The sequence below is a fragment of the Rhodothermales bacterium genome (genome assembly GCA_034439735.1).
Taxonomy (GTDB): domain Bacteria; phylum Bacteroidota; class Rhodothermia; order Rhodothermales; family JAHQVL01; genus JAWKNW01.
In genome coordinates this window covers 23,500-35,247 of sequence record JAWXAX010000230.1, presented here as the reverse complement: position 1 = coordinate 35,247, position 11,748 = coordinate 23,500, and the positions used below count along the sequence as shown (strand labels likewise).

7 protein-coding genes are annotated in these 11,748 nt (G+C 63.4%); 4 read left to right on the top strand and 3 right to left on the bottom strand.

Translation table 11 applies throughout. From position 1 onward, the window contains the following. Positions 1–394: 394 nt before the first annotated feature. Both nhaA and SH809_16725 read left to right on the top strand, forming a co-directional pair. Entirely contained in the window at positions 395–1,864 is a 1,470-nt protein-coding gene (gene nhaA, locus SH809_16730) for a Na+/H+ antiporter NhaA (protein MDZ4701360.1), read from the top strand. A 302-nt stretch (positions 1,865–2,166) separates the two neighbouring features. Then, a complete protein-coding gene (locus SH809_16725) occupies positions 2,167–3,843 on the top strand; it encodes a S8 family serine peptidase (GenBank protein MDZ4701359.1) in 1,677 nt (558 codons plus the stop codon). Between the two features lie 67 nt (positions 3,844–3,910). Here SH809_16725 and SH809_16720 read toward each other — a convergent pair whose 3' ends face one another. Next, on the bottom strand, positions 3,911–5,185 hold the full coding sequence (locus tag SH809_16720; GenBank protein ID MDZ4701358.1) for an NAD(P)/FAD-dependent oxidoreductase: 1,275 nt from the start codon (positions 5,183–5,185) through the stop codon (positions 3,911–3,913). A gap of 244 nt (positions 5,186–5,429) precedes the next feature. Then, positions 5,430–6,794, bottom strand: coding sequence for an NAD-dependent succinate-semialdehyde dehydrogenase (locus SH809_16715; protein ID MDZ4701357.1), 1,365 nt, complete (start codon positions 6,792–6,794; stop codon positions 5,430–5,432). A gap of 113 nt (positions 6,795–6,907) precedes the next feature. Between SH809_16715 and rnc the strand changes: the two genes are divergently transcribed. Continuing rightward, positions 6,908–7,735: a ribonuclease III gene (gene rnc / locus SH809_16710; GenBank protein ID MDZ4701356.1), complete on the top strand. Its 828-nt coding sequence runs from the start codon at positions 6,908–6,910 to the stop codon at positions 7,733–7,735. A gap of 171 nt (positions 7,736–7,906) precedes the next feature. Further along, positions 7,907–10,783: an aminomethyl-transferring glycine dehydrogenase gene (gcvP, locus tag SH809_16705; protein ID MDZ4701355.1), complete on the top strand. Its 2,877-nt coding sequence runs from the start codon at positions 7,907–7,909 to the stop codon at positions 10,781–10,783. Here gcvP and SH809_16700 read toward each other — a convergent pair. Then, a complete protein-coding gene (locus tag SH809_16700; protein ID MDZ4701354.1) occupies positions 10,771–11,679 on the bottom strand; it encodes a hydroxymethylglutaryl-CoA lyase in 909 nt (302 codons plus the stop codon). The two genes, gcvP and SH809_16700, sit on opposite strands and share 13 nt — an antisense overlap. Positions 11,680–11,748: the final 69 nt, after the last annotated feature.

The following is an 11,748-nucleotide window of genomic DNA, read 5'->3' as shown; positions in this document are numbered from 1 at the left end:
CCTCCCCCCATTTAAGTCCAACCGCGCCACGCCGATACTTTCGTTAGCAGGTGCGCCCTTCCCCGAGCAACGATGCGGCATGGGAAGCCCCGCCTGCTTCAGCGTCTGTCGGCCCTCCCCACAGGCGCTGAGCCACACGGTCAGGAAACACACACAGGCTGTTGTCCCACGTCGCCGCCCACCGGCAGATCGTGATGCCCGCCGCGCCAGGCATAACACCATGCCATAGCGTCAGCCAGGGGCTATAGCGATCGAGGCACGTGGCCAGTTCAGCCAGCAGACGCGGGATACGTCGTCGTAGTCTCGCCCTATGAGCGGCCTACCCGGCCAGGACAGCCCATTCCGAGAAGCTCTACCCGCTTCATCGACTCCTTTTACTCGAGGTTAAGACGCCATGCAGGTAACGCACCAGAATCCAGGATTCTTCACGAAAGCCTTCGTCCTCCCGGTACAGCGCTTCATCCATATGGAAGCCTCTGGCGGGATCTTACTGTTGTTGTGCGCGGTGGCTGCCATTGTGTGGGCCAATTCGCCGTTTTCGGCTGCGTACTTTCACCTGTGGGAAACCCACATCGCGCTCGAGATCGGCCACAGCATGATATCCATGCACCTGATGCACTGGATCAACGACGGCCTGATGGTGATCTTCTTTTTTATGGTCGGGCTCGAGATCAAGCGTGAGATGCTCACGGGTGAGCTAGCCTCTCCGAAGAAAGCCGCGCTGCCGATCATGGCGGCGATCGGGGGGATGATCGTGCCGGCTGCTTTCTATGCCATCTTCAATGCCGGCACCGCTTCCGCCGGCGGCTGGGGCATCCCGATGGCCACGGACATCGCGTTTGCCCTCGGCGTCGTCATCCTGCTCGGCAAGCGGGTGCCGCTGTCGCTGAAGATCTTCCTGACTGCACTCGCGATCGTCGATGACCTCGGCGCTGTGCTCGTGATCGCCTTTTTCTACACGGCGCAGCTGAACCTGACGAGCCTGGCGATCGGCGGCGGCTTCCTGGCGGCGCTCGTCGCCCTGAATCGGATGGGTGTCCGCCGGCCGGCGCCTTACATCATGCTGGGCATCGGGCTTTGGGTGGCCTTCCTGCAGAGCGGCATCCACGCCACGATCTCGGGTGTGTTACTGGCACTCACGATCCCGTCTACCCGCCAGATAGGCGCGTACGCTTTCATCGCCGTCAGCCGGGACCTCGCGTACAAGTACATGGGGATGAGCGAGCCGAATCAGAAGGAACTCAAACACGGCCAGGAAAAAGTCGTGCACGACCTCGAGCATGCCTGCAAGGAAGTCAGTTCGCCGCTCGTCCGCATGGAACACGCCCTCCATGGCTGGGTCGCCTTCCTGATCATGCCGGTCTTCGCCTTTGCCAACGCCGGCGTCCGGTTTGTCGGCACCGACATCACCGCCGCGCTCACCAGCCATGTGACGATCGGCGTAATCGCGGGGCTTTTCCTGGGCAAGCAGATCGGCGTCACGCTCTTCTCCTGGCTTTCGATCCGGCTCGGGCTCGCCGAAATGCCCACCGGCACCACCTGGGCTCAGTTTTATGGCGTGAGCCTGCTGGCCGGCATCGGCTTCACGATGTCGCTCTTTGTCTCGAACCTGGCTTTCACCGATGCCGCCATGATCGATAGCGCGAAGCTGGGCATCTTGATCGCATCAACCATCGCCGGCATCGCCGGATGGATCATGCTCAGCCGCAGCGCCAACGCCGAGCAGGCTCAGGAAGCCCCGGCGACGCTCGAACCGGCCGTGCCGAGCTACCGCCCCGTGCTGGTGCGTGTCGAGGAGACGCGCCCCGCTACCACGGCCGCCGAAACGATCCGCGAAGAACAACCCGTCTACGCCAACATGTAGTCGAGGCGTCCTCCCCCCGGCTCATGCGAAATGCCCGGCAGACTCAATCTGCCGGGCATTTTTTGTCTTGCATCTGGCAGCTGGCGCAGTACGAAAGTACATGCAGACATAGGCCATTGGCGCATCATCGGCACGACAATTTGGCCAGAACGAGTATGCTCAGTACTGCAGTTTCGAGTTATGTTGATCCACAGTCATTTCCCGGAGCCATACATTCCCCGGTTACGCTCTGATAGGTCTCTGGCCCCTCGTCTTTCGCCTCCCGTTTGTGATGTTTCATCGTTACCAATCCACAACTCCACATGAAAGCGAACTCATTACTCAAGCAGACATTACTGGCCGCTACCCTGGCGTGGGGCGCCGCCGGCATGGAAGCTAGCGCTCAGGACAGTTACCTGGTGCGCGCCCGAGACGGCCAGATGGAAGCCGCCGTCTCCCGGATCACCGCCGCCGGCGGAACCGTCACCCGGGATCTGTCCAGTATCCAGATGGTAGCCGTAGCGACCTCCAATCCGCGATTTGTCGCAGACCTTTCGGGAGATGCCTCCATCGAATTCCTGACATCCAACCCGACTGTCCGTTGGGTCAACCCGATCAAGCGCGAGGCCGTACTAACCCAGGATTTCAGCAACCCGCCGGCCAGCGGCGACGACGACTTCTTCTTCGATCTACAGTGGGGCCATGACGCCGTCGACGCCGTCGAGGCCTGGAATCAGGGCGCCCGCGGCAAGGGCGTCACGGTTGCCGTGCTCGATAGCGGTGTGGACTGCGACCATCCGGACATCGCGCCCAACCTGATGCTCGCCAAAAGCGCCTCGTTCGTCGCCGGCGAGGCGGTCTGCGTTCAGCCCGGATTCTTCTTCAACCACGGCACGCACGTCGCCGGCACCGTGCTCGCGGCCGACAACGGCATCGGCACGATCGGTGTCGCCCCCGAGGCCAAGCTGATCGCGGTGAAGGTGCTGTCCGAGTTCACCGGCAGCGGCTCGTTTGACGGCGTCATCGCCGGTATCGTCCACGCCGTCGACCAGGGCGCGGACGTCATCAACATGAGCCTCGGCGCGCTCTTTCCGAAAGCCGGCCAGTTCGACGGCGCGCAGAAAGAAGTCCGCGCCGCGCTGGAAGTGGCTACCGCCTACGCCCGCGCCCACGACGTGCTCGTGATCGCCTCGGCGGGCAATTCGGCCACCAACCTGGATGCCGGCTACATCCACCTGCCGTCCGACGCGGATGACGTTCTCTCCATCTCCGCGACCACCCCCATCGGGTGGGCGCTCGACCCGTCGACCAACCTGGACATCCCGACGAGCTACACGAACTATGGCAAGAATAGTATCGACTTCGCCGGCCCCGGCGGCGATGCCCTCTACCCGGGGAACGAGAACTGCCTCGTCGGCGGCCTCGTCCGCCCCTGCTGGGTGTTCGACCTCGTCTTCAGCACCATCGCCGATGGCTGGGGATGGGCGGGTGGAACGAGCATGGCCGCCCCACATGCCGCCGGCGTCGCCGCGATCATCCGCGGGAAATACCCGAATGCGGACATCTACCGCGTCCGGGATATCATGAAAAACTGGTCGGATAAGCTGGGCGACAACCCGGGTAACGACACCTATTTCGGCTGGGGACGCGTTGACGCCATCCAGGGCATCACCGGCTCCGCCGGCGAGCTGACCCTCGACACGCCGGCCATGGAACGCCTCGCGGCCGACCTGCCCACCGAGTTCTCTCTCACCCAGAACTACCCGAACCCCTTCAACCCGACGACCGCCATCGTCTTCGGGCTCCCCGAGCAGGCCAATACCCGCCTCGCGGTGTACGACCTCCTCGGACGTGAAGTGGCCGTGCTCGTCGACGGCGCCCTCGCCGCCGGCACGCACGAGGTCCAGTTCCAGGCACACAACCTGCCCAGCGGCGCCTACTTCTACAAGATCGAAGCCGGCTCCTTCAGCCAGATCCGGCAGATGCTGCTGATGAAGTAAGTCGGGATGGGAGTGTGGGAGTGGGGGGGTGGCTAATAGGCTACAATCCAACACACTCCCATACTCCCTACTCCCGCTTCTCGCCGATGGGCAGAATCAGCCGCGCACTCCGGTCGTATGTGGCGTAGTTCCAGGCCCAGTTGATGAGCACCTGGAGCTTGTTGCGGAACCCGACCAGTTGCATCAGGTGGAGCACGAGCCACATCACCCACGCCACAAATCCACGGGTTCGGATCCCTCCCCACAACTCTGCCACGGCCGTATTCCGCCCGATTGTCGCCATGATACCCCGGTCGGTATACACAAACGGTGAGGAGGCTTTACCCTCTAGCCGCGCCCGGATGGTACGCGCCACGTGATGCGCGCCCTGCATGGCAACGGGCGCCAGCTGGGGGTGCAGCGTTCCCGTTTCATCTTTACTACCGGCCACGTCTCCTATGGCGAATACCTCGGGGTACCCGGGCAGGCTGAGATCGGGCGCGACCGCGAGCCGGCCACCACGCACGCGCTCCAGTCCAAGGGCGCCGGCGAGCGGATTGGCCTGGACGCCTGCGGCCCAGATCAGCGTGTGGGCCTGCAGCTCCGCGCCATCGCTCAGATAAACGCGGGTCTTTGTGACGCGGACCACTTGCCGATCCAGCATCACGTCCACCCCGCGCTTCCGCAGCGCTTTGAGCGCATGCGCCTGTGAATCGGGATGGAACGGGGTAAGGAGACGATCCAGCGCCTCGATCAATCGAATCGACACCCGTTGCATCGCCAGGGCGGGGAAATCGCGCGCGAGCACCTTGCAGGCCAGCTCGTATAACGCGCCGGCCATCTCCACGCCCGTAGGGCCGCCACCCACCACGACAAGCGACAGCGCCCCATCGTCGATCAACTCGGGATGCTCACTCGCGCGTTCAAACATCCCGATGATGTGGGACCGCAGGCGGATGGCTTCGGGCAGGCTCTTCAGCGAAAAACCGTTTGATTCCGCCCCCTCGACTCCAAAGTAGTTGGTTACCGCACCGGCCGCCAGCACCAGAAAGTCGTAGGAAATCTCGGCCTCATCCTCGAACAAAACCCGTTTCCGCAGCATATCGATGCCAGCCACGGTATCCATCCGGAAGGCGAAGTTGCGCTGCCCGTGGAACATCCCGCGAACGGCATGGGCAATCTCCTCGGCCTCAAGCCCCGCCGTGGCGACCTGGTAGAGGAGCGGCTGGAACGTGTGGAAATTTTGCTTATCGATGAGGAGCACGTCGACGGGCGCCTTGCGTAGCGCCCGAGCCAGTGTGATCCCGCCAAAGCCGGCGCCGACGATGACGATACGAGGGATCGGAGGAGACGGTAGGGGCATGGGGGAAGGTAAAAGTGAAAAGTGAAAAGTGAAAAGTGGGAAGTGAAAAGTGAAAAACTGTGGACAGTTATCGCACATCCCGGTCATTCCTGGTAGTCAGGCACGTTCCCGTTACAAAACTGTCCAGCGTATTAGGGTTTGAAGTTCACGGTTAAAGGCTTGAGGGAGGGTATTGATCTGATCTCCATTCCTTAAACCTTAAACCTGATCCCCCTTGAACCACAGCCGAACGGAGTTCGGATGCTCACTCCACCCACACCGACTTGATGTTCACGAACTCCCGCATCCCGAAATGCGAGAGTTCACGCCCGATGCCGCTTTCCTTGACTCCCCCGAACGGCAGCCGCGGATCGCTTCGTACCATCGCATTGACAAATGTACAGCCGGCCTGAAGCTGGCGTGCGAGCATCTCCCCCCGCGCGCGGTCGCGGGTAAATAGCGTCCCGCCCAACCCGAAGCGGGACCGGTTGGCGAAGTAGATCGCCTCGTCCACGTCCTGCACCACACTCACCGCCGCAACGGGTCCGAAGAGCTCTTCTTGAAAGGCCGTCATCTCTGGCTCTACGTCCCCGATCACCGTCGGCGCGTAATAAAAGCCCGGTCCGGCGAGCGCCTTGCCGCCGGTAATCAGGCGGCCACCCTCCTGAACGGTACGAAGCACCTGCTCGTGGAGCGTGTCCCGCAGATCAGCCCGCGCCATCGGGCCGATGTCCGTCGTTTCCGCCATCGGGTCCCCCACCTGTAACGCCTCGACGCGCGCGACGAAAGCCTCCAGGAAGGCGTCGGCAATCGATCTATCCAGAATGAACCGCTTCGCGGCGATACAGCTCTGCCCGTTGTTCTGCATGCGGCTTGCAACCGCCGCCTCGACGGCCGCCTCGAGGTCGGCATCAGCCAGGACGATAAATGCATCCGAGCCGCCGAGCTCCAGGACCACTTTTTTCAGCGCCTGTCCCGCCAGCGCGGCCACGGAGCGGCCGGCGCGGCTGCTGCCCGTAAGCGTCACCGCCTGGATCCGGGGGTCGGCAATCAACGCTTCAACGGCCTCGTGCTCCACATACAGGTTCTGCATGAAACCGGCCGGAAAGCCTGCATCGCGGAACAGGCCGGCGATGGCATCGGCGCAGCGCGGCACATTGGTGGCGTGTTTGAGGATGGCGACATTGCCGGCCATCAACGCCGGCGCGGCAAACCGAAATAGCTGCCAGAACGGAAAATTCCAGGGCATGATCGCCAGGATCGTTCCCAGCGGATCGAACGCGACATACGAGGTGCGCGCCTCGGTGGCCACCGTCTCATTCGCCAGAAAAGCTTCGGCGTGCGCGGCATAATACCGGCATGCGGACGCGCACTTCCGCACTTCCCCACGCGCCTGCCGGATCGGCTTGCCTACCTCCGAAACGATCAGTGCGGCAAGCGCCTCGAGCCGGCGTTCGAGCAGTTCCGCGAGCTCCTCAAATAACGCCCCGCGTGTCGCAAAGGAATCGTACTGGTGAATCGCATACGTAGCGGTCGCGCGAACGAGCGCGTCTTCCACGGCATCGGGTCCCTGGCAGGACATGGTAGCGATCACGTGGCCGGTGGCCGGATTGAGCGACGTGTATGACATGTGATGCTACACAAAATCGAAAGCGAAAGTAAGGTGTGAAAATACGAAGGACTCTCCCCTAAATCATGAGCACTTCCGAGGGGTGACTTCTTTTTTTATGTTTTCGCTTATCTTTGTGCCGAAGTAATGACCAATGGTGCGCGATCTTGCAGTCTGCCGCGTCGAACACATCGACTTCCTTTCTTCAAAGGCTTATTCGAGGACTCTTCGGGGGCTACTTCCGGCGAGAACACCCCCCTTCCCCCCTCGCCCGCCCGGAGATTGAACAGTTAGTCGGTTTCCGCGTCCGCGACATGAGCCTGTACGAGCGCGCCATGCGTCACCGCTCGCTGCTTCGGGGCGAGACGAATACAGCGTTGCGGTCGAATGAACGGCTCGAATTCCTGGGAGATGCGGTCCTGGGTTTTATCACCGCCGAACATCTCTATCAGATTTTCCCGACGAAGGATGAAGGCTTTCTGACGCGTTTGCGCGCCAAGCTGGTCAACGGCAAAGCCCTGGCCGAGTGCGCCGAGCAGATCGACCTCGGCCGATTCATCCTGATGAGCAAAAACATGATCCAGGAGCAGGGCCGGGAGAACCGCACTATCCTGGCCGATGCATTTGAAGCGCTCATCGGGGCGATCTACCTGGATCTGGGGCTGACGGCCGCACGGACGTTTATTCATCGCACGATGTTCGCCGACGTGGACCTCGCCGAATTGTCCCAGCACCACGACAATTACAAAAGCCTCCTCCTGGAATTTGCCCAGGCCCGGGGATGGTCCCAACCCACCTATTGCGTCGTCTCCGAGGACGGCCCGAGCCACGCGCGCACCTTCACCGTCGAGGCCATCCTGCAGGGCAACCCGAGTGGCCGCGGCCAGGCTGGCAGCAAAAAACTCGCCGAGCAGCGCGCCGCGCGCGAAGCGCTGAAACGCCTCCGCGAAAAAGGCGGATAAGGGTTATTTTATGAATATGCGCGGCGGGTTCGAGGGACGAGAAACTTCCCGGTTCGTCGCGCCTTTCCAGCCCCATCCAGATACCGCGCCCCGGATGGCCAGCCTGCCGCTCTGAAGGCTTACTTTACCCGCCGCGGAGGTATCGTCCCGTTGCTGAATGCCTGCGCCCGTATGCCCATCGACCTCCAGTTCACCGACTCCTTCGACCGCCGCCACAACGGCTCCTCCGACGCCGATATCCAGGACATGCTCCGGGTCGTTGGCGTGCCCTCGCTCGACGTGCTCAGCGAACGCACGGTGCCGGCCTCGATCCGACGCACCGAACCCCTCGCCCTGCCGCCGGCTCTTACGGAATATGGCCTGCTTGCCCGCGCCCGCGAACTCGCGGCCCGGAACCAGGTCTACCGCTCGTTTATCGGCCTTGGCTATTACGACACGGTAACCCCGCCGGCCATCCAGCGCAACATCTTCGAAAATCCTTCCTGGTACGCCCAGTACACCCCTTACCAGGCCGAAATCGCACAGGGCCGGCTGGAAGCGCTGCTGAACTACCAGACGATGGTGCTCGATCTCACGGGCCTCGAAATCGCCAACGCCTCTCTGCTCGACGAAGGCACCGCCGCCGCCGAGGCCATGATGATGTTCCAGCGCCTGGTCAAGGGACAGGACCGACATCGGTTCCTCGTCTCCAACACGTGCCACCCGCAGACCATAGCCGTTGTTCAGATGCGCGCTGAACCGCTGGGGATCGAGGTCGTGGTCGGAGATCACCGCGCCTTTACTTTTGATGAGTCGGTCTTCGGCGCGCTCGTGCAATATCCGGCGACCGACGGCGCGGTCTACGATTACACAGACACCTGCGCGGCCGCGCACGCCGCCGGCGCCCTGGTCGTCGTCGCGGCAGATCTGCTCAGCCTCACGCTCCTCATCCCCCCCGGCGAGGTCGGCGCGGACGCCGCGGTGGGCAACAGCCAGCGCTTCGGCGTGCCCCTGGGTTACGGCGGCCCCCACGCGGCCTTCTTCGCCACCCGCGACGAATTCAAACGGCAGGTGCCCGGCCGGATCATCGGCCTGTCGATCGACGCCGCCGGCCAGCCGGCGCTGCGCATGGCGCTCCAGACCCGCGAACAGCACATTCGACGGGATAAGGCGACCTCCAACATCTGCACGGCCCAGGTGCTCCTGGCCGTCATGGCCGGCATGTACGCCGTCTACCACGGGCCGCGCGGCCTCCGGGCCATCGCCGAACGCGTACACGGCGCCACACGTGTCCTGGCCCATGGGCTCGAACAACTCGGCTATACCCTCAAGCACGATCTGTATTTCGACACCCTTTGCGTTGAACTCACGCCCGACGAACAAGAATCGATCCTCGGCGCGGCGGACGCCAACTGCATCAACCTGCGGGCCTATGCCGGCGGCAACATCGGCATCGCCCTCGATGAAACCGTCACCATCGACGACCTGGACACGCTCCTCGCGCTGTTCGACCGCGAAGCATCCGGCGAGCTCTTCGCGGAGGAACTGGCCGAGGAGGCCGCGCCGGCCGACTTCGGCGCGTTCGCCCGCACCAGCCCCTACCTCACACACCCCGTATTCCACCAGTACCACTCGGAAACGGAGCTGATGCGGTACATCCATCGCCTGTCCTCGCGGGACCTGTCGCTCACTACGAGCATGATCCCGCTGGGCTCGTGTACGATGAAGCTGAACGCCGCCGCCGAGTTGATGCCGGTCTCGTTTCCGGCTTTCAGCAAGATGCACCCGTTTGCGCCCGCCGAGCAGGCCGCCGGCTACCGGGTCGTCATCGATGAACTGGCGGACTGGCTCGCGGAGATCACGGGCTTCGACGCGGTGTCGCTCCAGCCCAACTCCGGCGCCGCCGGCGAGTACACCGGGCTCCTCGTGATCCGCGCCTACCATCTCAGCCGCGGCGACACGCACCGTACCGTGTGTATCGTGCCCGAGTCGGCCCACGGCACGAACCCGGCCAGCGCGGTAATGGCCGGCATGCAGGTTGTCATCGTGAAGAGCACGGAGAGCGGCGACATCAACATGACCGACCTGCGCGAGAAAGCGGCCGCGAACGCGGATAAGCTCGCGGCCATCATGGTCACCTACCCCTCCACCCACGGCGTATTCGACGAGTCGATCCGCGAAATCTGCGAGGTGGTCCACAGCTTCGGGGGCCAGGTGTATCTGGATGGCGCCAACATGAACGCCCAGGTGGGCCTGTGCCGGCCGGGCGACTTCGGCGCCGACGTCTGCCACCTCAATCTCCACAAGACGTTCAGCATCCCGCACGGCGGCGGCGGACCCGGCATGGGGCCGATTTGCGTAGGGAGCCACCTGGCGCCTTTCCTCCCCGGCCATCCGGTGGTGGCCACCGGAGGCGAACAGGCCACCGGGCCGGTCTCGGCGGCACCGTTCGGCAGCGCGAGCATCCTCCTCATCTCGTGGGCCTACATCGCCATGATGGGGCCGGACGGCCTCAAACGCGCGACCCAGCTGGCTATTCTGAACGCCAACTACCTCGCAAAGCGCCTCGAAAGCCACTACGCCATCCTCTACAAGGGACGGCAAGGCTTCGTCGCGCACGAGTTCATCATGGACCTCCGTCCATTCCGCCAGAAAGCCGGCGTACTTGAACAGGATGTGGCCAAACGCCTGATGGACTACAGCTACCACGCCCCGACCGTCTCGTGGCCTGTCGTCGGCACCATGATGATCGAGCCGACAGAGAGCGAGTCGAAGGCGGAGCTGGACCGCTTCGTCCAGGCGATGATCTCTATCCGCGCCGAGATCCAGGAGATCGAACTCGGCATCGCGGACCAGACGCTCAACGTCCTCAAGCAGGCCCCGCACACCGCCGCCATGGTCACGGCCGACGCGTGGACGATGCCGTACGGGCGCGAAAAAGCCGCCTTCCCGGCATCCTGGCTCCGTGCATCCAAGTTCTGGCCCAGTGTCCGCCGGCTCGATGACGCCTATGGCGACCGCAACCTGGTCTGCGCCTGCCCACCGATCGAGAGCTATCAGGAGGCGTGACTTTTCACGTCCAGCCGATGCATCTTACCCGGCAACTCACGGCCTAAAAACGCCTCTAACCCGCGCGTGATCGCCCCCACCCGACGGCGGTCAATCCCCGTCTCGATCCCCATGGCTTCGAGTAGATAGATCGTATCCTCCGTCGCGATATTGCCTGTCGCGCCCGGGATAAACGGACATCCGCCGAGGCCGCCCATCGAGGCGTCGAACCGGGTCACGCCGGCCTGAAGCGCGGCGAGCACGTTGGCCATGCCCAGGCCGCGCGTGTCGTGAAGATGCAGCACGATGGGCACATCCCCAACGACGGACTGGACCTCTTCTACCACTCGCTGGATCGATACAGGATGGGCCATCCCGGTGGTATCGGCCAGGGAGAGCGACTCGAGCCCGAGAAGGGCATACCGGCGCGCCAAATCTACCACCCGATCCAACGGCGTGTCGCCCGGCGCGGCGTAGCCAAACACACACTGGAGGCCCATCTGCGCCTGAATCCCCAGCCGGCGGGCAAGGCCGATCATCACTTCAGCCTCCTCGATAGCCTCAACGAGCGACATACCCGCATTGTCGCGGCTATGTCGATCATTGGTCGAGATCGACAGATCGACGAACCCCAGGCCGGCTGCCGCCGCCCGCTCCACGCCCCGCGCGTTCAGCGCCAGACCCGTGTACACGGTGTCACCCTCGGGCAGCCGGGCGCATAACTCTTCGGCATCCGCCATCTGCGGTACCCGCGTCGGGTGGACGAACGACGTGACCTGGATCCGCGGCACGCCGGCCGCCACCAGGCCCTGCAGCACCTCGCGCTTCAGGTCGGTGGGAATCGGCTTCGCCTCGAACTGGAAGCCATCGCGCATGCCGACCTCGGCGATGGTCACGCGGGCGGGTAGGGACATCATGCGGGAAGCGCTGGTTTACGTTGCAACTCGGTAGCCCGCGGCGTACCATAAAGACCGGATTCTTCGTTG

What these genes read in the sequence shown, in the direction of transcription:
- SH809_16720 (MDZ4701358.1), bottom strand. Translation starts at nt 5,185, where the DNA reads ATGCCCCTACCGTCTCCTCCGATCCCTCGTATCGTCATCGTCGGCGCC.
- nhaA (MDZ4701360.1), top strand. Translation starts at nt 395, where the DNA reads ATGCAGGTAACGCACCAGAATCCAGGATTCTTCACGAAAGCCTTCGTC.
- SH809_16715 (MDZ4701357.1), bottom strand. Translation starts at nt 6,794, where the DNA reads ATGTCATACACGTCGCTCAATCCGGCCACCGGCCACGTGATCGCTACC.
- SH809_16725 (MDZ4701359.1), top strand. Translation starts at nt 2,167, where the DNA reads ATGAAAGCGAACTCATTACTCAAGCAGACATTACTGGCCGCTACCCTG.
- gcvP (MDZ4701355.1), top strand. Translation starts at nt 7,907, where the DNA reads ATGCCCATCGACCTCCAGTTCACCGACTCCTTCGACCGCCGCCACAAC.
- SH809_16700 (MDZ4701354.1), bottom strand. Translation starts at nt 11,679, where the DNA reads ATGATGTCCCTACCCGCCCGCGTGACCATCGCCGAGGTCGGCATGCGC.